We start from the raw sequence: 20,383 nt of genomic DNA on the forward strand, positions 1-20,383 counted from the left end.
CAAATCCGACAACCGGCGATCAGAGACCGGCTTCACCCACCCCGTACGCGCCATACCCCCAACGTAACACGGGCAAGCTTAACTGAACGGTATTGGGGCTTGCCTCAACGCGCAGTCCGGTGGCAGTCTCAATCTCCGCCTCCGCGAGCAGCCGTTTGACCAGGCTGGTCTTGCCCGAGCTGTAGTCGCCGACGACCACCACCCTTGGCGGGCTGTCAAGGAGGCTCTGAGCGGCCGCGATACCCGCTTGCGTCTGCTCGTCCAGGAACTCCGACGAGTAGGCACTCCCAAGCCACTGCCTGATCAGCGGGATACGTTCAGCCCGAAATCTCCCCGTGAGGTACGCGGCAAACTCGGCGCGAGCCGCTTTCCCCGCTCTTTCAAGACGCTCGCGATCAACTTGCGAAAGGTCAGCGGCATCGCTCGCGTCGTCTGTATTACCCACCCAGTCCTCCCCGAGGAGCAGGGAACTCGCGGTGGAGGCGCGCCGGGCATCGCTGAGCGTAAGCACTCTCTCAACGGCACGCTGAATCACCTCGGCGGGTGATTTCGTCGGAGTCTGGCTGTCTGCCTGCGCGCGCAGCCACGCAGCCTCCTCGATGAGGATTTGGCTTCCGCGGCGGGTGTGGAGCGCGTCGCTCAGTAGCTCCGCCAGACGCTCGCCCGCACGTGAGCGGGAGGTAACCAGGATTCTCGCGAGTTGATCCGTCTCGCACTCGTCGAAGAATGCGTTGACAACTGCGCGGCCTTCGGCCACGGCTGACGCGCGTGCGCCGACGCGCTTCTCCTCGGCCCGTTTGCGGGTTCGCTTTCCGAACGCGTTAAGAACAGCACTGAGGATTCCGAGGCCAGCGAATATCGCCGCCGCGCTCCACCCAGCGGGATTCCAGAAGTTGGTCAACGCAATGACACCGAGGATGGCACTCGCAGTGCCGGACAGGAGGCCGGTTGCCTTGAGAACGTTCGCAACCCGGCGTCGGTTGATGCCGGTATTCCCGAGTACTTCAGATCGGGCTCGGTTGATCAGGTTGACATCAATACTTGCGTTGATCCCCGCGAGGTGCAGGTTGTCCGCCACGAACTCGCCTGCCTGACTAGCGACTGTCGCGACTGTCTTTGCGAGCGGGGCGATGTCGAAGACACGACGGTCGAATTCGGCATCCGAGACACGCTTCTTGGATTCGAATGCGTTGAGGATCAGATCCTCTGCAGCGTGCAGCGACTTCACTCGATGCGGGTAGAGATGCGATCGCAGTAGGTGTCGCGCGTGACCTTCAATGCGACCCGAGACGGATGCTGTGAAGGGCTCGCGCCGGGCCGCTTCCAGCAGGGTGAGCAGGTCTGCGCCGTCGCGCGTTCCGGGTAGGTCGCTGCGCCAGGCGTCATTCGGGTATCCGAGAACGCTGAGCCACTCAGCCACGACCCGCTCGATCGCGGCCCCCCGCGCTTGCTGCTCGCCCGCGACACGTTCGACCTCGCCCGCCCACTCTCGCAGGCAAGCCTGAAGGCCCTCGCGTAGCGTGGCGAGCCGCAGATCCGCAGCACCCTCGACGATGCACGCAGCGATCAGTTCCTCGAGGACCGGAAGGTTCGACCAGCGGTTGAGGTAGTCGAGCCCATACGCGGAGTGGTTCGCCTCCAAGTCGATAGCCCCAGGCCCGGTGAAGGGAGTTGACGCGCGAGCAAAAAGGGCGCGCTGCGAGTTAATGGCAACGACGGGAACGTCCGGAAGGGCGATTGCCTCTAGTTCGGTCGTGATGTTGTCAGAATGCTGCTGAACCATGCGAGCAAGTCCCCTGCGCTGTGCGGGGGAGGGCACGCGTGACGGATGGCGCCACATCGGGTTTCGCACGTTGAGGACGGCGATCACCGGCTTCCGGTAGGCCCGCACCCAGTCGGCCACCTTTCGAAACTCGGAGGCTTGCTGGCTCTGGCTGTCGAAGCACAAGAGCACGACATCTGCGACCTCGACCGCCTCACGGGCTGCCTCTTCAAGGTCCGGTTGGGGGCGAGTCCGTCCCCAACCGTTGATTCCAGGGGTGTCGTAGAGACGACACCCATGCCAGTCGAGCGACTGGACCTCCGTCGTGAAGTCACTGCGACCATCAGACACCAGATCACCGTTGAGCCCCCCAAGTGCGGACAGCAGCGTGCTCTTCCCGGTGCCGGTACGTCCGAAGAAGGCGATGTTGAATGTACGCGCTGCTCGACGGCTCTCGACTAGCCTGTCTCCAAGGTCTCCCACAACCTCTTCGAGGACGCGGAGGAATCCATCTTCCTTCTTTGAGTCGATTCGACCGCGGGAATTCAACTCCTCGCGTACGTTGCCCAACCGAGACTCAGCGTCGGCGACGATCCCGTCGAGCCGCGTGAGCTCGTTGAGACCGATTCCGACGGCCTCGGCAACCGCATCGGCGAGAAGCTGCTCGGTCCGGTGGGTCCCGTCAGCGAGTTTGATTGCATGCTGTTCCAAACTGCTCATCGCACCGATACGGGGCAAGCAGCCCGGCCTTGGCGCAGCACAGCGTGACGTTGGTACCCGCGGACGGCGGAGCGAAGAGCCATTGCAAGGCTGCGGCATGTTCTCATGCTCTGAAGATTACCAACGCGGTACGACGGCCTTCGCGACTCCGGTCGACTCAGATGCCCGCACCGACGCCGAGCAGGAAGTTGACCCAGGTAACGCCGACGCCGGCCAGGGCTGCGGCTCCGATGGAGACGAGGAAGCCGGTGCGGGCGCGGACGGCTGACGAGATGTTGCCGCTCGACGACGAGATCGCCCATACGATCGCGCAGATGACGAGCATCAGCACGGCGAAGATCAGCACAAACGTCAGGAGTGCGCCGACGATTGCACGCAGCTCGGCTGCGCCGCCGACGGCTCCGAAGTCGGGGAAGATGTCCATCGCTACGCCGCCTGTCCTGCCGAGCAGAGAGCCGCGGTCGTCGCGGCATCGAGGTTCTCGACCCCGTGCTCGGCGAGCCACACCTCGGCATCGATGGCCGCAGAGGTCGTCCCGCCGGGGCGGATCTCGAAGTGGAGATGTGCGCCGGTTGACTTGCCGGACGATCCCACGTCGCCGATGTGCTGACCCGCGAGGACCCGATCGCCCGCGGTGACGTAGATGCCGTTCTGCCACATGTGCGCGTAGGCGGAGGCGATGCGGTGGCCGCCGATTGTGTGCTCGATGATGATGAGTCCGCCGTAACCCCCTGAGAGGCCGGCATAGCTGACCACGCCGTCGGCGAGCGCAAAGATCGACGTACCTTCAGCCGCTGCGAGGTCGGTGCCGGAGTGGAACGCTGGCTCGCCCGTGTAGGGGTCGGCGCGCCAGCCGAAGTCGTCCGAGTTCACCCACGTCCCCGACGGCAGCGGGAAGACGAGTCTCCTCGACTCGGGGACGCCGTCGAGCGGAACGCCCTCTGCCGTCATCGGGGCGCGACGGGTGAGCGCGGCGATGATCGCCTCAGCGACGGGCCGGTACTCCTGGTATCGGTCGGGGTAGGCCGAGACCTCGACGGCCTGGGCAGCTTCGCCGGGGTCCATGCTCTGCCAGCCAGGGATGTCAAGCAGGCCGCGGGGCGACGGGTAGTTCGGCCCATTCGGCCCCCCATAGAACGCCTCCGACTGGTAGTCGGAGTCCATCAAGTCGGCGACCGTGCCCCAGCCCGCGGTCGGGCGCATCTGGAAGAGCCCGAGCGAATCGTGGTCAGAGCCCTCGCCGTCATTCGGGTAGTCGGCGGACTCCGGGTAAGCCGACGAGTTGGCAAGCATCCGCAACCGCGACTCGGTCAGCGCGGCCATCAGCGCGACCGCGACACCCGAGCGGCCGACGCCCTCGGTCTGCGCGCCGACCGTGATGACCGTCGCGGCGTGCGTGAGCTGCTGGTGGTCAAGCGTCACCGTCGCTCCCGACTGCGTTGTCGCGGTGAGCGACTCGGGCACCACCCCGACGCTGAGTGAGGTCGATGAGAGGCACGCCGCGATGGCCGCCGGTGACATCAGCACGCCAACGCTGATCAGGCCCGCGGCCGGAAACGAGGCGACCAGCAAAACGAGTGCCAGGACGACCTTCTTCATCGGCCTATCCGCTCATCGCAGAGGGTTGTCGAGCTGAGAGAGTCGCAGCATGTGGCAGGTGTCGAAAGTGGGCTGGCAGGTCACAAACACCGTGAACACCGCGCCCCGCGCGGACTCGACAGATTCAGTGCCGGAGATGCCGTCCCGGTGCCGTGTGCCGCTGATTGTATAGGCGATCGTTCCGGGCAGGAGCTGGCCGGGTGCTGCTTGCTCCAGCGCATCGGACCACGAGTCCGGCACATACGTTTCGTCGATCGTGAGCCACTGGCGAGTCTGCATGGTCCGCAACTGCGCCCACGCCTCCGCCGTCGGCAGATAGCTTCGCACGTCGGAGGCGAGACCGGCCGCTTCTTCGCCTGACGGGTCTCCGGCGTCCACGATGACCTGCGCGTAGTCGGTCGGTTCGTAATCGCTCGCCGTATCCCAGGCGAACAGCGCCTCGGCGACGGCGCGCGCGAAGCCCTCGGCATCCGCTGTCGAACGGATGCCCGGCAGCGAGGGAATCGCGTCGGTCGGCGTTGGGATCGCGGGCACAGGCCCGGGAGTTTCGCGGGGTACATCACTCGCCGTGGTGGGTGCGGATCTCGGAGCGAGGAGCAGCCCATAGAGACCGACACCGACGAGCGCCGCGAGCACCGCGGCGGCGACGGCGAGGATGATTATGAGACGGCGGGGAAATCGAGACGGCGGCATTAGGCGCTCTCCTTTGACCGTTGCTGGCGGGCTTCTAGTGCGGCGGCGAAGAACTCGTTGGTGGCCGCGACGGTCGTCTCGACATGCGCCCACTGCGCCGCGCTGAGCGCGGGGCCGACTTCTTCGGGGTCGAAGTGTGCCCACCAGCCGTCGAGGTCATCCCAGGTCAGGGTGAAGGCGCGCAGCGGATAGCGCACCGGCTCGGCTGGCGCGATGGAAGGATGCACGCCGCGCTTGCGCCCTTGTTTCGCGCGCTCCAGCGCCTCGACGGCAAGTTGCTCCAGATCGGGCGGCTCAGGTTCATCCTGTGGAATTGCGAGCATCGCGTGGGTGCGCGCGTGCGCGGCCGTGATCGACGCTCCGGCCTCGATTGACCCCAGTTCCGAGCGCGCAAAGGCACGCACATCCTCGGGCTGCTTCGGGTCGTTGGCGATGCGCTGGAGGTCGTTGATCTGCTCCAGGCTTGTGTACGACTTGCGGCCGGTGACCATAATCGCGGCCTGTGTGCGCGACTTGCCGGAGGCCCCGATTAGCGGTGGTGCCGTGACGGCACCACCGTTCTTTGCTGCGATCTTCCCGCTTGCGCCGAACTGTGTCGTCTCCTGCCGACGTGCGGCATCCTCCGCCATGAGTGCCTTCAGCTCGCGGTACAGCGCCGCCGCCTCGATCTGCGTGAAAGGCTTGTGCAGCACGTTGTCGGCCTGCTCAGCCATGAGCCGTTGCAGTCGGTCGGAGATGCCCGCCCGCACGAATACATTGACCGTCTTGTACCCGAGCTGGTGCAGCGCGGCGAGGCGGCGTGCGCCGCACAAGAGCAGGCCCTCGGGAGTGACCGTCGGGGGCTGCAAGAGCCCCTCGCGTTCGATTGAGGCAGCCAATGCGTCGATGTCGCCCAGCTCGGTGCGGTGACGGCTGCCGACGACGATCGAGTCGATCGTGCGCTCCAGCTCGATGTGCCCGGTGTTCGCTCTCATCCCGTCACCGCGCTCCCGCATGGGTCGGGGCGGCGAGTCCGACGAGCAGTACGAGGTCGTCATCGGTGAGCAGCGACCGCAGCGGCTCACCGATGAGTAGCCGCAGCAGCACGCCGCGGCCGACGGCGGTGTGGGTCTGGTCGGGGTCGGGATTGCCGAGGATGGCGCGCAGCAGCGAGTGCCACGAGGTCGAGGGGATATCGAGCAGCGCGCGGGCGTGGAGGTCGCGCCGCAGCGACTCGGCGGCGCTCGCGCGGGAGGGCGCTTCGCTCAGCCGCATGCAGATGTACTCAATGGCGGTGCGCGCGGTGCGCTCCGGCCAGCCGAGGAGGGAGAGCAGGGCAATCGCGTCTTCGACCGCACTGACGATGCCGGTCGGTCGTTCGTCGTTCATTGCGTTGTCGTCGACTTCCTCGTTCGGGTCGACACGGAATGCCGGGTGGTAGTCGATGAGCGGGTTCTCGCGGTCGCTGAACCGTTCGGCATCGTGGAAGCTCGAATACTGTGGTCGCCGCGCCTGATGTGGTGAGCAGAGGAGTCCGTTCGCGCGTTCCTCAGCGATCAGCGTGACCTGGACGGCCCGCGTAATTACCGCCCAAGGATCGTTGGCGTTGCGCACGGCGGGTGTCCGCATTGCGTCGAATGCGGCGCCTGCGGCCTCCCACCGGTCGAGACCGTGCTTTCGTGCGAGTGCCACGTACCGAGCCGCCGTGTACTCCATGAGCGCCGTGGCCTCCGGGTCGCGACGCCAGGCACCCGCGCCCTCGCGGTGCAGGCGGATGAGCAGTGCGCGCAGTCCCTCCGACGTCTTGAACGCCGGGGACGAGTCGTGCTGGTCGGCCATGTACGGGCCACCTCTTGATGGGGAGGTGCGCACGTCGTCGCCGGCAGCGGAGTGAGAGGAGTGAGGGGAGCGGGGTGACATGGGCAGCTCACTGTCGTCCGATGGCGTCACGGCCGAGCGAGGGGTGGTGAGTGCCGGAGTTGCCAAACGCTGACAGCGGCGCCAAGCGGCGGGTGCGCTCTCGGATGCCGTGCCGGGTCGCCGCGGCTGCGTGCACCGGTAGCGCACGGGTGCGGCGGGCCAGCTCGGCCTGGAAGTTGATGCCGCGCCCCACGACCCGCCCTGTCGTCGTGGGAATCAGCTCGGTAGGCCGCACCCAGACGACCGCCCGGCGCAGCTTCTCCTCTTCCGACATCGCCGGAGTCGAGGCTTTGACTTGCGATGGGTCGCCGTGCCTCGCCAGTTCCGAGACCTCAGCGGCGGGCTCGGAGCTCTTCGGATCGACCTCGCGGCGTGCGTGGTCGATGTGCTGCGGGTCGTCCCGCGTGGCATCGTTCACAGCGAGCCTCCTTCCTGGGCGGCAGCCGCGGCGATGGCAGGCGGTGTGAGCCAGCGCCCGACAGTGGATGGATGCACGCCCGTCGCACGCGCGATCGCCTTGTTCGTCATGCCGTCCTCCTTCATTCGCAGGGCGAGTTCTTTAGGGGGTAGGTGCACCGCCAACTCCGCCTGCCTCGCGACGGTATGAGCCGCCAGTTCATGCTCGATCGACGTGGGCTCCGTGCGAAAGCGCCGCGTGAGTACGACGGTCAGGTGCGTGATCGCCAGCAGCACGAGCGGCGGGACGGACGCGACCGCTCCGGCCAGCGCCGCAGGCACGTCGGCATCGGCGGCGACCACGGCATGAATTGCGTTCGCTGCGACCGACACCGCGGCACCCGCCATGAGTAGGAGCCACGGATACCAGGCCTCACGCTGCTGGGCGAGCGCGACCACCGAGACGGTGGAGACGACGATGATCCCGTCCACGATGAGCGGCCAGGCCCACGCCTGGCGCGCGTCGACGCCGGAGCGGCGCGCGAGGTCCGCGAGCGCGGTGAACGACAACCAAAACGCTCCACCGGCGATGAACACGGTCCCGGCCACTGCGGTCCATACCGCGAGTCGCCCGGTTGGCCTCTGCACGTCGCCGGGGATCACGAGAGCACCTGTCCCGTAGATGGCCGCGACGTGAGTCTCGGCTCTTCGGCGTGTACGGATGCCGGAGCCGCAGCACCCGCGGCGGCGCGGTGTGCCGAGCGGATTGTCGCTGCGATCTCGGGCGCGGGCAGCCCCGCGTGCTCGGCGGCTGGCGCCAGTGCGGCGCGGATGCTGTCGGGTGCGAGCCCTGACTCGGCCAGGCGGCAGGAGGCCCAGAAGAGCCCGCGGTTCCGTTCGCCTTCATCGCGGGTGGCGACCCACTGGGCGATCCGCACGACATCGACGTTGACGCCACGGCGCATGGCGGTAGCGAGCGCTGCAGGCCACACCGGACGCGGCTCGAGGAAGTCGCGCAGCGCGCAAGCGTCGACGGGCGCGGGGTCCGACCTGCCCGCGCTGATCAGCTCGTACGAAGACGGCCCCACACCTGTGACGACGACCGAGGGCGGCACGACGACGTAGCCGCCTGCGCCGCGGAAGTCGATTCCGGCGCTCGCCGCCTGCCATGACGGCTGCACCTGGTCCGGGTCGGCCGGGTAGTAGGCGTGGATGCCGCCCGAGGGTGTGCGGACGAAGGCGGCCCAGTGATCGGTCAGCCCCTCTCGTCGGGCGCGTTCAAAAGCCGCGAAGCCGCGGATTGCTCCGTGCACGTCGACGTCGACGACCTCCAGCCCCGAGGCGGTTCCGGTCGGCATCCCGACGTTGGCGCGCGGCCACCGTGCCCACCAGTGGGTAATTTGCGAGGGCTCGGTGCTCGCATCATGGAAGCCGTGCGTGGTGAGCGGGCGCTTTCCGCCAGCCGCGCAGGGGAAAACAGGGATGCCTGCCTCGGCATACTGCCGGGCCGCGATCGCAGCGTCGTGCCCCTCGATCGAGGCGAGGAGGCGTGCGATGTCCATCACAGGCTCCGGCCGACCAGTTCGGCGGTGCGCGTCCGCGGCGCGATGACTTCCGGCGCCGCGGCCTCGGCGGTCACCCGTTCCGTGGTGCGGCCGTTCGTCTCGCGGGTCAGGCCGGGAGGATCGCCGCCACCGATCTGCACCGTCGGTAGCTCGGCGAGGATCTTCACCGCGGTCGCGCGCACGCGTTCCCCGGTTGCCTGCACGACTTCGACGGCCGACCTGCCTTCGACCGAAGTCGCCCACGACGAGACGTAGGGGATGGTGTAGTTCGTGGTGTCGAGGCCGTGCGCCGCGCCAATCATCAGCGCGACGGACTCGGCCTCGACCTCACCGATGCCGCGGTGGCGGGCGGCATCCGGGTTATCAGGGCCGTGCAACATGACGTGCGCCAGCTCGTGTGCGAGGGTCTTCACCTGAGCAGCATCGTCCATGTCCAGCCGTACGGCCACGGTGCGTGCTGGGTAGTCGGTGAATCCATTTGCGCCGAGGATGAGACCGGCGTGCGCGACGCGCAGCACGGCGAAACCGCGGGCCTGAATGAGCTGCGCGAGGCCGTCCCACAGCCCGGCGGGAGCTTCGCCTTCGAGCAGTCTGGGACTGGGCTGCTCGGGGATCGGGTCGCCCGCGGTCTGCGTGACATCCCAGACGTACGCGGGACGGACGCCGACCATCTTCGAGCGGACGACCTCACCGGGCCGCGGCTTCTCGTTTCGCTCCAGTCGTCGCCAGGATTGGGGATCGAACGGCGTCGCGGTGGCGAAGCGTGCCGTGACTGGGGCCTGGATCATGTAGCCCGCCTGGCCCTTGAGTACCGACCGGCCAAGCGAGAGCCACTGCTTGAATCCGGCGACGTAGCTCGGCATCGGCTCGGGCACTCGGCCGGCCTCGAAGGCGGCCATATGCTGCACCCAGATGAGCAGGGTGTTGTTGAACGATCGCGTGCGGAAGCGCGCAGCGAACTCGATCGCACGCGCCCAGTCGGTGCCCGAGACGAGCTGGTCGACCGCCTCCGTGAGCTGTTCGTGAAGCGCGTCTATCTTCGCCTCGCGCGCGGCGCGTGACTCCTCCCAACTCGTCATCTGTGCACCTCCTGTCGCCTGGTCGAGAGCCGATGGGCTCTTGTCGATCAGGTGCGCCAGGGTTGCCGAGAGACGGTTCAGGGACGTAGGTCACGCCGTCAGGAGCGGACGCGCCTGACGCTGGATGTATTCGGGCATATCAGGTGGCGGGCGCGGCCTCAGGCGGTGTGCTCGATTGCGTCCCAATCCCGGTCGGGTATGTCCACATCCCGAACGCCGGTCATGCTTCGATACTGATTGGGGGTGACGCCGATGCTGCGCCGGAACACCTCGATGGCATGGCTGCGACTGCGCCATCCGACTTGGGACGCAGCTGCCGCGACGGTCATGTTGGTCTCGGCCAGTAGCCGTGCCATCTCCCGGGTGCGCATCAACGACAGGTAAGCCATCGGCGTCCTGCCGAACGCGGTCGAGAACACGCGCGTGAGCTGGCGGCGCGACAGGTGCACCTCTTCTGCGAGGTCACCGATTGACCAGTGCCTCGCCGGGTCGGCGTGTAATGCGCGGCGCGCGGCGAGTGCTTCACCTCGCAGTGGGGCGAACTTGCGGTTGCGCGGCGCGGGTACCGCGAGCGTGCTCGTCGTGGGCGATGTGCTGGGAGGTGTCACGCCGAGGAGCGGTGCGGCGACGTGCAGCAACTCCGATACGAGCGACTGGGCGTGGTAGAAATCATCCGCCCCGAGTGTCAGGCTGGCGCTCAGGTCGTCAAAGAGCAGGCCGATGTGGTGCGCTGTCTCGGGTGTGGGGCGCACGCAGGTCAGTGGCGGCAGAAACTCGCGCCTCATCGTGTAGGCGCGCAGCGATTCGCGGTCGTGGCCGATGGTGGAGAGCTGCCAGACCCACAGCTCGAAGAGGTAGTCGGTATCGATGTAGAGCGTCGAGATCGTGACCGTCTGCTCGGGCGTCCCTCCGCAGAGCGTCGCGGTGCGCAGACACACGAGGTCGCCCTCGCTGGCGAACGTGTCGCTTTCCGTCGTGAGGATCGTCGATCCTTCGCGGATGAGCAGCAGCTTCACGCAGTCGAATGCGACAGGGGGTACCGCCCGTCGGAACTCTCTGGTCTCGACGGCGATCGGCCCGTAGCGGACGCTGCCGCCGGAGCCGTTGCCCGTAAGCGACGCGTGCCCCATATCCCATTGTCACCTGTACTGGGGGGAGCGCAAGGGGTCTTCAGGCGGCGTCATGCGGCTAAACCCGGTCACACCCGGTCAGCATCCGCTCATTGGCCGATAAGGTGGGCGTATCCGTGTTCCGATGCGCGTTGAGTGGAGGTTCTTTGATGGCTGAGCCCTGGCTGTCGGCAGACCAGATTGCTGCCCACCTCGGTGTCACGAAAGACACGGTGTACGCCTGGATCGCCGAGAAGGGGATGCCTGCCCACAAGATCGGGCGTCTCTGGAAGTTCCAGGTCACCGAGGTCGACGAGTGGGTGCGCAGCGGCGGGACTTCGCTTGGCCCTGATGATTCGGGCTCAACGACGGGGCGTGACTGAGTGCGCATCATCGACAACGTCAACGAGCTGCTCGGCGACGACCTGAAGTCTGAGGTCAAGCCGGGCTCGAAGTTGCGCATTGCCGCGTCGACGTTCTCGATCTTCGCGTTCGAGGCTCTCAAGCGCGAGCTGGGGTCAATTAAGGAATTGGAGTTCATCTTCACCGCGCCGTCGTTCAACACAGTGAAGGCGACCGACACGGCGGTGCCAGAACAGCGGCGCTTCGAGGTGAGGCGTGACCCGCAGCGGGAGTCGACTTTGTATGGATCGGAATTCGAGATTCGGCTGCGGAACAAGCTGACCCAGCGCGCCATCGCGCGTGAGTGTGCCGAGTGGGTGCGCCAGAAGGTAACGTTCCGCTCGAATCGCACGGGCGCACCGATGCAGCAGTTCGCCGTCGTCGACGACAAAGCCGCCTATCTGCCTCTCCAGGGCTTCACCTCGGCCGATCTCGGTTACGAGCGAGGCAATGCCGTCTCCAACGTCGTTACCAAGCTCGACGACGCGCCGATGACGTCGACCTATCTCCAACTCTTCGACCAGATCTGGCACAACCCCGAGCAGCTAGACGACGTGACGCAGACGGTGTATGAACACATCGCGGGTGTCTACGCGGAGAACTCACCGCAGCGGGTCTACTTCCTGATCCTTTACAACCTCTTCTCCGAGTTCCTCGATGACATCAGCGAGGACGTGCTGCCGAATGACCTGACCGGCTACCAGGACACCGCGATCTGGAACGCGCTCTACAACTTCCAGAAGGATGCTGCGACAGGTGTCATCAACAAGTTGGAAACCTACAACGGCTGCATTCTCGCTGATTCGGTTGGCCTCGGGAAGACATTCACGGCGCTCGCGGTGATCAAGTACTACGAGCTGCGTAACAAGAGCGTGCTCGTTCTCGCTCCAAAAAAGCTTGCAGAGAACTGGACGAACTACAACGCAAACCTGACAACAAACGTCTTCGCGAAGGACCGTTTCAACTACGACGTTCTCGCCCACACCGACCTCTCTCGCGAGTCTGGTGAGTCGCTCGGTATTCCACTCGATCGGGTGAACTGGGGCAACTATGACCTCGTCGTGATCGACGAGTCCCACAACTTCCGCAACGCGGACTTCACGGCGGAGAAGGAGTCCCGGTACCAGCGCCTCATGCGCAAGGTCATCCGCGAGGGTGTGAAGACGAAGGTGCTGATGCTCTCGGCAACTCCGGTGAACAACCGTTTCAACGACCTTAGGAATCAGCTGGCCTTGGCTTACGAGGGCGATTCCGCGCAACTCGCTGCAAAGCTCAATATCTCGACGACAGTCGAGGAGGTCTTCCGCCACGCGCAGCGCGCCTTCAACGAGTGGTCCGAGCTGCCATCAGAAGGACGCACTCCGGAAGCGATCCTATCGCGGCTCGATTTCGACTTCTTCGAGCTGCTTGACTCGGTGACGATCGCGCGGTCCCGCAGGCACATCCAGGCGTTCTACGACACCGCTGACATTGGGGCGTTCCCCGAGCGGCTCCCGCCGCAATCCGTGCGTGCACCCCTGACCGATGTGCCGGGCGCGCCGACGTTCAACGAGATCTTCGACGGACTCCAGTCGCTCACGCTCGCAGTGTATGCGCCGCTCGCTTATGTATTCCCCAGCCGCTTGGAGAAGTATGAGTTGCTGTATGGCAACGTCGACGGCGGCCGCAACGTTGCTGGCGGCTCGGTGGCGAATCTGGGCGCGGCGAGCCGAGAGCGCGGCATCCAGAAGCTCATGACAGTGAACCTGCTCAAGCGGCTGGAGAGCAGCGTCGAGGCGTTCCGGCTCACCCTCAATCGACTGGAGATGACCGTCGCCGGGGCCCTCGACGCGATCGATAATCATGCCATGGCCGTCACCGACCTCGCTTCCAGCTTCTCCGACCTGGATGCCGATGACGACGACTTCGACCTGCCGGCGGGCGGCACGGTCGGCAAGAAGGTACAGATCGACCTCGCCGACATGGACATCGAGTCGTGGAACCGTGACCTCACCCACGATGGGCACGTCATCTCCCAGCTCCTGGAATCTATCAAGGCGATCACCCCGGATCATGACCTTAAGCTGCGCATTCTCAAAGGCTTGATTGAGGCGAAGTTCGCCGAGCCGATCAACCCCGGCAACCGCAAAGTGCTGATCTTTTCCGCTTTCGCCGACACCGCCTCGTACCTATACCGTGAACTCGGCCCTGCGTTGAAGCACCAGGGATATGAGACTGCGCTTGTCACCGGCCAAGGCAACCCGAGTACGACACTCGGCAAAGGCTACGGCTTCCAGCAGACCCTCACCCTGTTCTCGCCCCGATCGAAGCAGCGCCACCTCGCGATGCCGAAGGAGACCGGCGAGCTCGACGTGCTTATCGGCACCGACTGTATCTCGGAGGGTCAGAATCTCCAGGACTGCGACTACGTCGTCAACTACGACATCCACTGGAATCCGGTGCGGATCATCCAGCGTTTCGGTCGGATTGACCGGATCGGGTCGACGAATGAGCGCATCCAACTCGTGAACTTTTGGCCTGACATCTCGCTTGACGAATACATCAATCTCAAGGAGCGCGTTGAGAATCGCATGGTCATCGCCGACCTCGCCGCGACCGCCGACGACAACGTCCTCACCCAGGAGTCCAGCGACACCGCATTTCGCAAGGAGCAGCTCCGCAAGCTCCAGGAGGAAGTGATCGAGCTGGAGGACGTGCGCACCGGAGTCTCGATCACCGACCTCGGCCTGAACGACTTCCGCATGGACCTGCTCGGCTACGTCAAGGAGTATGGCGATCTCGCCGGTACCCCGAAAGGACTTCACGCCGTCGTGCCGGCCCAGCGAGAGAAAGGCCTTAAGCCGGGTGCACTGTTCGCGCTCCGAAACATAAACGCCGACGACATGCTCCACCGAGGCAACCGGCTCCACCCGCATTACCTCGTCTACCTCGACGACGAGGGCAACGTCATCGCCGATCACACTGAGGTGAAGTACCTGCTCGATCTCATCCGCGCCGGATGCCGCAATCGCGATGAGCCCGCCTGGGAGGTCTGTCGTGTCTTCAACGTCGCCACCCGGGACGGTGCCGAAATGAGTAAGTACAGCGATCTGCTCACCGAGGCGATCCGTTCGATGATCGACGTCACGGAGGAACGCGACCTCGACAGCCTCTTCAGCCCCGGTCACACGACCGCGCTTGTGCAGACCATCTCCGGCCTCGACGACTTTGAACTCATCGCCTTTCTGGCCATCGTCGAGGAGTCGACCTCATGACCGGCACCCTCTACCGCTGGCCCGCCTCCGCCGCATTCGGCCGGATGGTCCCGAAGACTAAGTTCTACGAGCACGGAAACGTCCGAACGGCGCTCAGGGAGAAGTTCGTTGGCGACATCCAACGCATCACCTGGGCGTACAAGCTCGCCGACTCCACCGTCAGGCTAAAGGGCACGACCGGGGTGCCGGAGATTCAGGTGTTCACGGTAGAGAGCAAGGAGGAGGACGTCAGCGAAGACGTGCTCACGGCCATCGACAAGTCCGTGCACTTCCCAATCATCTTCGAGCTGGTTCGCGGCTCCGACGCCCGGCTTCGCATGGTCGCTGCTCACAAGACCCTAGGCAGCGCGACGCCGAAGCTGGGGTCATACTTCGCGACGGAATGGCTGCCAGCCGACGCACCGCGGGCACCGTTGCCCACCGCGCTCGACCTCCCGAACCTCTACGAAGCACTGCTCGCATCACTGCTGCCCGTGGCGACACGCCGTGGTGAGTCAGTGTCGCATGCCACAGACAGAATGGAACGGGCGCGCAGGCTCGAACGCGAGATCGCCACACTGGAGCGCAAGCTCCGCACAGAGCCCCAGCTCAATCGCAAGATCGAGCTGCGCCGGGAACTGCAAGACCGCCAGGCTTCGCTCGCGAGCCTGCTGTGAGAGGTAGATGATGGACAAGCTAGAGCTGCAATCGGCTGATGTGACCGCGAAGAACGTCGAGGCCATCGCCGCGCTATTCCCGCAGGTGGTCACCGAGGGGCGCGACGACGAGGGTAACCTCGTGCATCGCGTCGACTTCGAGGCGCTGCGCCAGGAGATCAGCGACTACGTTGTCGATGGCGCGAAGGAGGTCTACCAGATCGACTGGCCGGGCAAGCTCGCCGCTGAGTTTGCTTCGAACGCCCCCATCTCGAAGACCCTGCGGCCGAACCGTGCGGACTCGATCGCGTTCGACACCACGAAGAATCTGTTCATCGAGGGAGACAACCTCGAAGCGTTGAAGCTCCTCCAGGAGTCGTATCTCGGTAAGGTTCGACTCATTTACATCGACCCGCCCTACAATACGGGCGGCGACCTCGTCTATCGCGACGACTTCGCGACCTCGAAGCAGGAGTACCTCTGGCAGTCGGGTCAGGTTAACGAAGCGGGCGAACGCCTCGTGGCAAACACCGAGTCGAACGGTCGTTTCCACTCGGACTGGCTGAGCATGATCTACCCTCGGTTGCGACTAGCAAAGCGCTTCCTCGCTCAGGACGGCGTGATCCTCGTCAGCATCGACGATGCAGAACAGGCGTCCCTCCGGCGGCTCATGGACGAAGTGTTCGGCGAGCAGAATTTCATCGCGCAGCTCGTGTGGGAGAAAGGGCGGAAGAACGACGCAAAGTTCTTCTCCAACGGCCACGAGTACGTCATGGTCTACGCGAAGTCGAAGTCATACCTCCGCGAGCAGAAGACCACATGGCGCGAGGAGAAGCCCGGTGCCCGTGAAATTTGGGACGAGTATCTCCGGCTTCGCGAGATGCACGCCACCGACGCCGCCACAGAGAAGGATCTCTCCGCTTGGTTCGCCGCGCTCCCGCGGACGGACCCCTCGAAGAAGTGGGCGCGCTACAAGCGAGTCGATGCGAATGGGCCATGGCGTGACGACAACATCTCGTGGCCGGGCGGCGGCGGCCCTCGATATGACGTTATCCATCCCGTGACTGGGCAGCCGTGCAAGGTGCCGGAGCGCGGCTGGATCTGGCCTGACCCGGAGACGATGAAAGAGAAGATCCGACTCGGGATCGTCGTTTTCCGCGACGACCACACCGAGCCCCCATTCAGGAAGTCTCACCTCCGTCCGATCGCAGGTGAGGATGATGCCGAGGAAGTCCAGCAGAACAATGACGACGACGTCGAACTTGCGTTGCAAGTTCGAGGCACCTACTTCTACAAGCAATCGCAAGTGTCGGTGAAGCACCTTCGGGGGCTGATGGGCGCGCAGGTGTTCAATAACCCGAAGGATCACACCGAACTCTCTCGCCTATTCGAGTACGTGCTCGGCGGCAAGAGTGGGATCGTCATGGACTTCTTTGCCGGTTCGGGCACAACCGCGGAGGCGGTCTTCGACCTCTGCGCTCGAACCGGGCTAAATTGCCCGGTGATCCTCGTGCAGCTCCCCGAGCGACTGGAGGACAACCTCAAGACGGCGACCGGCTCGTCAAAGACGACGATCCAGAACGCGATCAAGCTCCTGGAGAAGCTCGGCAAGCCGCTGACGATTGCCGAACTCACAAAGATCCGGATTGGGAAGGCAGGGGAACTCGTGGTCGCGAACCGCAAGCCGTCCGATTGGAACGGCGACGGCGGTTTCCGCGCCTTCACGATCGACACGAGCAATTTCGCCGATGTCGCGATGACGCCCGACACTGCCGACCAGGTCACCCTCGTCGACCTTGTCGAGAGCGTGAAGACCGATCGCTCGAACGACGACGTGCTCTTCGAAGTACTCATCGATTGGGGGGTGGACCTCTCATCGCCGATTTCCGTTGAGCCGATCGGTGGTCACGAAGTGCTATCGGTGGAAGACGATGCGCTGCTCGCGTGTTTCGATGACGACCTTGATGACGATCTAATCCGCAACCTGGCGAAGCGCAAGCCGCTGAAGGCCGTGTTCAAGGACACCGCGTTCGCCACCGACGCAGCCCGCATCAACGCAGGACAGATCTTCGAGCAGCTCTCGCCCGACACGAACGTCAAGGTGCTCTGACCGGATGAAGCTCCAGTTCAAGATCCAGGATTATCAGACCACCGCGGTCGACGCGGTCGTCGATTGCTTCCGTGCAGTCCACCGTCAGCCCTTCGCTGACGGAATCAAATACAAGATCGACCCGGGTCGGACACTCGGCCGGAAGGCCCACACCGAGCTCGGCCACGGTGTCGATGAAGCTGCTGCACAGTCGGGTCTTCGCAACACCGACCTTGCGCTGAGTCCCGCCCAGCTGCTCGAAAACATCCACGCTGTGCAGCGCCGCACGGGCGGACTCGCGCTGTCGTCGGGACTCGTTCTGAGCCCGGCAGCGAATCTGAATCTCGACATCGAGATGGAGACCGGCACAGGCAAGACTTACGTCTACATCAAGACGATCATGGAACTTCACCGCCAGTTCGGCTGGTCGAAGTACGTCATCGTCGTACCGAGCGTCGCTATCCGGGAAGGGGTCAAGAAGTCATTTGAGATCACTGCTGACCACTTCCTCGTCGAGTACAAGAGGCAGGCGCGAGCATTCGTCTACGACTCTGACCACATGGAGGAGGTCGAGACGTTCTCGTCTGACGATGGCATCCAGGTAATGATCATCAATGCCCAGAACTTCAACCGCGATGCGAAGAAGGCCGGCGATGATGTTGATAGCAAGGGCAAGTCAGCGGGTCTCAAGATGTTCAAGACCCTCGATGGATTCAAGTCCCGACGCCCGATCGACGTCATCGCCGCGAACCAGCCCATCCTCATCATCGACGAACCGCAGCGCCTTGGCAGCAATCCGAATAAGCCGAGCGAGACGCTGAAGGCGCTCGGACGCTTCAACGCCCTATTCGCGCTCCGGTACTCGGCGACGCACAAGATCGAGCACAACAAGGTGCATCGACTCGACGCGCTCGATGCGTACAACAAGAGGCTCGTCAAGAAGATTGCGGCTCGCGGCATCAGCGTGAAGGGCCTTGCGGGAAGCAGTGCGTACCTTTACATCGATGGTCTCGAACTCGGCAAGGGAGCCGACTTCCCGAAAGCTCGCCTAGAGCTCGAAATCCAGACCAAGAGTGGGCCGATCGTCCGGAAGACGATCAAGGTGCAGAAGGGGTCGCGTCTCCACGACCTCTCCGGCGGTATCGAGGCGTACAAGGACCTTGTCATCGATGACGTCGACGCGAACAACGACATCGTCACGCTCCTCGATGGGCAAACGCTCACCGTCGGCCAAGTTACGAACGACGTCACCGACGAGCAGAAGCGACGACTGCAAGTCCGTGAAGTGATCCGCGCCCACCTCGACAAAGAGCGGCAGCTCTTCGGACTCGGGATCAAGGTGCTTTCGCTCTTCTTTATCGATGAGGTCGGGAAGTACCGTGATTATGCGCAACCTGATCGGCTCGGCGACTACGCCCGAGTCTTCGAGGAAGAGTACGAGGTGCTCAAGGCGGAGCGGCTGAGCGAACTCGACCTGGATGAGGCGGGGGAGCGATATCGCTCCTTCCTCGAGCGAGACGCGGTGCGAGACATTCACAACGGGTACTTTTCCGTTGACAAGAAGTCCGGCCGTTGGGTCGACAGCGACACCTCAGACGCCTCCGATGAGGCGAAAGGTGTCTCGAGGGATGCGGAGGCGTACGACGCGATCCTGCGAGACAAGGAAAAGCTCCTCGATCCCGACTTCCCGCTGCGTTTCATCTTCAGCCATTCGGCGCTCCGCGAAGGCTGGGACAACCCGAACGTCTTCACCCTCGGCTTCCTCAAGAAGGCCACCGCTGGCGACTCGCGCCGCCAGGAGGTCGGGCGAGGACTTCGGCTGTCTGTTGATCAGAACGGCGACCGCACTGACAACCCCGTGACGGTGCATGACATCAACGTGCTCACCGTGGTAACGGAGGAGTCGTACGTCGACTTTGTCGCTGGCTTCCAACGAGAGACGCTCAGCCTCCTCAGCGCGCGCCCCAGGAAGGCCACCCCGGAGGTCTTCGTCGGAGCAGCCCTCCTCGACGCGGCCGCCGGGACCGAGCACAAGATCACACTCGACGAGGCGAAGCAGTTGCAGCACTGGCTCATCAAGCATGACTTCGTCGACTACGACCAGCAACTCACGGACAAGTGGATCGGCCGTAAAGATCTCCCCGAGATCCCAACGCTCCCGCCCGCCCTTCAGCCATACTTCTACCAGGTCGCCGAACTCATCGACTCGCTCCACGTCCAGGCGCCCAAGGTCGATGACGGACGCAAGTCGAAGGTCGTCCCGATGAACACGGCGAACTTCAGCAAACAGGAGTTCCAAGACCTCTGGAATCGCATCAATCGGCGGGCCGTCTACCAGGTCGAGTTCGACTCACAGGAGTTGATCGACAACTGCATTCGCGTGCTCGACACCTCGCTTCAGGTCATACGGATGCAGTACGTCGTCGTCGAGGGCATTCAGCGGGACGTGATCGAGGCCGACCAGCTCGAATCAGGTGAGAGCTTCAAGGTTGCGCGCACGAAGGTCGAGGAGTCGTCGCTCAGTGCCAGCTCGACGGTCCTTTACGACTTGCTCGGGGAGATCGCCGAGAACACCAAGCTCACTCGTCGCACTTGCGCGACGATCCTGAGCAGCATCACGCCGGCCACCTTCGCGAAGTTTCGCCAGAACCCCGAGCAGTTCATCGCCGAGGCTTCCCGACTCATCAACGAGCAGAAGGCTGCGGCCGTCGTCAAGCACATTGAATACGACCTGCTCGACGACCGATACGACTCCTCGATTTTCACGAAGGACCTCACCGCGCGGGACTTGTCGAGGGCCGTTCACACTCCGAACCGGAACGTTTACGAGTACGTCATCGACGACTCTGAAGTCGAGCGGGCGTTCGGTGCCGCCCTCGACGTCAGCGAGGAGGTAGTCGTTTACACGAAGCTCCCGCGCGGCTTCAAGATCCCGACCCCGCTCGACGACTACAACCCAGACTGGGCGATCGCCTTCATGCAGGGTTCCGTCAAGCACGTCTACTTCGTCGCAGAGACGAAGGGCTCCCTCTCGTCGCTCGAACTCCGAGGCACCGAGAAGGCAAAGATCGACTGTGCCCGCAAGCTCTTTGAGAAGCTCAATGACGCGGCCGACACCCCTGGTGTCAAGTACGACGTCGTCACTAGTTACGACCAGCTGCTACAACTCGTTGGGGCGTAG

General features: G+C 64.2%; 16 protein-coding genes. 5 read left to right on the plus strand and 11 right to left on the minus strand.

The genetic code is table 11. The features are described from left to right. Window positions 1-19 precede the first annotated feature (19 nt). The 11 genes from IWX89_RS16930 to IWX89_RS16980 form a co-directional block, all read right to left on the minus strand. A complete protein-coding gene (locus tag IWX89_RS16930; RefSeq protein ID WP_196904710.1) occupies window positions 20-2,482 on the minus strand; it encodes a GTPase in 2,463 nt (820 codons plus the stop codon). Window positions 2,483-2,639: 157 nt separating this feature from the next. After that, window positions 2,640-2,906 (minus strand): DUF6112 family protein, encoded by a 267-nt coding sequence (locus IWX89_RS16935; protein ID WP_165070399.1) that lies wholly within the window; start codon window positions 2,904-2,906, stop codon window positions 2,640-2,642. A gap of 2 nt (window positions 2,907-2,908) precedes the next feature. After that, window positions 2,909-4,081, minus strand: coding sequence for a M23 family metallopeptidase (locus IWX89_RS16940; protein ID WP_196904711.1), 1,173 nt, complete (start codon window positions 4,079-4,081; stop codon window positions 2,909-2,911). A gap of 12 nt (window positions 4,082-4,093) precedes the next feature. Continuing rightward, window positions 4,094-4,774, minus strand: a complete 681-nt coding sequence (locus IWX89_RS16945; protein WP_196904712.1) for a hypothetical protein — start codon at window positions 4,772-4,774, stop codon at window positions 4,094-4,096. Continuing rightward, window positions 4,774-5,748: a ParB N-terminal domain-containing protein gene (locus tag IWX89_RS16950; protein ID WP_196904713.1), complete on the minus strand. Its 975-nt coding sequence runs from the start codon at window positions 5,746-5,748 to the stop codon at window positions 4,774-4,776. Before IWX89_RS16950 ends, IWX89_RS16945 begins: the two co-directional genes overlap by 1 nt. Window positions 5,749-5,752: 4 nt before the next feature. Continuing rightward, a complete protein-coding gene (locus tag IWX89_RS16955) occupies window positions 5,753-6,592 on the minus strand; it encodes a hypothetical protein (protein WP_196904733.1) in 840 nt (279 codons plus the stop codon). Window positions 6,593-6,680: 88 nt separating this feature from the next. After that, window positions 6,681-7,091 (minus strand): hypothetical protein, encoded by a 411-nt coding sequence (locus IWX89_RS16960; RefSeq protein ID WP_196904714.1) that lies wholly within the window; start codon window positions 7,089-7,091, stop codon window positions 6,681-6,683. Next, a complete protein-coding gene (locus IWX89_RS16965; protein ID WP_307836613.1) occupies window positions 7,088-7,732 on the minus strand; it encodes a DUF2637 domain-containing protein in 645 nt (214 codons plus the stop codon). The genes IWX89_RS16960 and IWX89_RS16965 overlap by 4 nt, the downstream gene beginning before the upstream one ends. Beyond that, on the minus strand, window positions 7,729-8,631 hold the full coding sequence (locus IWX89_RS16970; RefSeq protein ID WP_196904715.1) for a bifunctional DNA primase/polymerase: 903 nt from the start codon (window positions 8,629-8,631) through the stop codon (window positions 7,729-7,731). Before IWX89_RS16970 ends, IWX89_RS16965 begins: the two co-directional genes overlap by 4 nt. Then, the gene (locus tag IWX89_RS16975) at window positions 8,631-9,713 is read right to left on the minus strand and encodes an ArdC-like ssDNA-binding domain-containing protein (RefSeq protein WP_196904716.1); all 1,083 of its coding nucleotides are present in this window, start codon (window positions 9,711-9,713) and stop codon (window positions 8,631-8,633) included. The genes IWX89_RS16970 and IWX89_RS16975 overlap by 1 nt, the downstream gene beginning before the upstream one ends. Before the next feature lie 158 nt (window positions 9,714-9,871). Beyond that, window positions 9,872-10,729, minus strand: a complete 858-nt coding sequence (locus IWX89_RS16980; protein WP_196904717.1) for a helix-turn-helix transcriptional regulator — start codon at window positions 10,727-10,729, stop codon at window positions 9,872-9,874. A gap of 263 nt (window positions 10,730-10,992) precedes the next feature. Between IWX89_RS16980 and IWX89_RS16985 the strand changes: the two genes are divergently transcribed. The 5 genes from IWX89_RS16985 to IWX89_RS17005 are packed head-to-tail and all read left to right on the plus strand — an operon-like array spanning window position 10,993 to window position 20,383. Beyond that, a complete protein-coding gene (locus tag IWX89_RS16985; protein ID WP_196904718.1) occupies window positions 10,993-11,205 on the plus strand; it encodes a helix-turn-helix domain-containing protein in 213 nt (70 codons plus the stop codon). Beyond that, window positions 11,206-14,478 (plus strand): helicase-related protein, encoded by a 3,273-nt coding sequence (locus tag IWX89_RS16990; RefSeq protein ID WP_196904719.1) that lies wholly within the window; start codon window positions 11,206-11,208, stop codon window positions 14,476-14,478. It abuts the gene before it with no gap. Beyond that, on the plus strand, window positions 14,475-15,134 hold the full coding sequence (locus IWX89_RS16995; RefSeq protein WP_196904720.1) for a DUF4391 domain-containing protein: 660 nt from the start codon (window positions 14,475-14,477) through the stop codon (window positions 15,132-15,134). Before IWX89_RS16990 ends, IWX89_RS16995 begins: the two co-directional genes overlap by 4 nt. Window positions 15,135-15,141: 7 nt before the next feature. Beyond that, window positions 15,142-17,223: a site-specific DNA-methyltransferase gene (locus IWX89_RS17000; protein ID WP_196904721.1), complete on the plus strand. Its 2,082-nt coding sequence runs from the start codon at window positions 15,142-15,144 to the stop codon at window positions 17,221-17,223. A gap of 4 nt (window positions 17,224-17,227) precedes the next feature. Then, on the plus strand, window positions 17,228-20,383 hold the full coding sequence (locus tag IWX89_RS17005) for a DEAD/DEAH box helicase family protein (protein ID WP_196904722.1): 3,156 nt from the start codon (window positions 17,228-17,230) through the stop codon (window positions 20,381-20,383).

Origin of the sequence: Cryobacterium sp. MP_M3 (assembly GCF_015752155.1) — a bacterium.
Taxonomy (GTDB): Bacteria; Actinomycetota; Actinomycetes; order Actinomycetales; family Microbacteriaceae; genus Cryobacterium.

Bases quoted from the DNA above. Each gene is read 5' to 3' on its own strand.
- IWX89_RS16955 (WP_196904733.1), bottom strand. From the start codon at position 6,592: ATGGCCGACCAGCACGACTCGTCCCCGGCGTTCAAGACGTCGGAGGGA.
- IWX89_RS16940 (WP_196904711.1), bottom strand. From the start codon at position 4,081: ATGAAGAAGGTCGTCCTGGCACTCGTTTTGCTGGTCGCCTCGTTTCCG.
- IWX89_RS17005 (WP_196904722.1), top strand. From the start codon at position 17,228: ATGAAGCTCCAGTTCAAGATCCAGGATTATCAGACCACCGCGGTCGAC.
- IWX89_RS16930 (WP_196904710.1), bottom strand. From the start codon at position 2,482: ATGAGCAGTTTGGAACAGCATGCAATCAAACTCGCTGACGGGACCCAC.
- IWX89_RS16950 (WP_196904713.1), bottom strand. From the start codon at position 5,748: ATGAGAGCGAACACCGGGCACATCGAGCTGGAGCGCACGATCGACTCG.
- IWX89_RS16985 (WP_196904718.1), top strand. From the start codon at position 10,993: ATGGCTGAGCCCTGGCTGTCGGCAGACCAGATTGCTGCCCACCTCGGT.
- IWX89_RS17000 (WP_196904721.1), top strand. From the start codon at position 15,142: ATGATGGACAAGCTAGAGCTGCAATCGGCTGATGTGACCGCGAAGAAC.
- IWX89_RS16970 (WP_196904715.1), bottom strand. From the start codon at position 8,631: ATGGACATCGCACGCCTCCTCGCCTCGATCGAGGGGCACGACGCTGCG.
- IWX89_RS16995 (WP_196904720.1), top strand. From the start codon at position 14,475: ATGACCGGCACCCTCTACCGCTGGCCCGCCTCCGCCGCATTCGGCCGG.
- IWX89_RS16935 (WP_165070399.1), bottom strand. From the start codon at position 2,906: ATGGACATCTTCCCCGACTTCGGAGCCGTCGGCGGCGCAGCCGAGCTG.
- IWX89_RS16975 (WP_196904716.1), bottom strand. From the start codon at position 9,713: ATGACGAGTTGGGAGGAGTCACGCGCCGCGCGCGAGGCGAAGATAGAC.
- IWX89_RS16945 (WP_196904712.1), bottom strand. From the start codon at position 4,774: ATGCCGCCGTCTCGATTTCCCCGCCGTCTCATAATCATCCTCGCCGTC.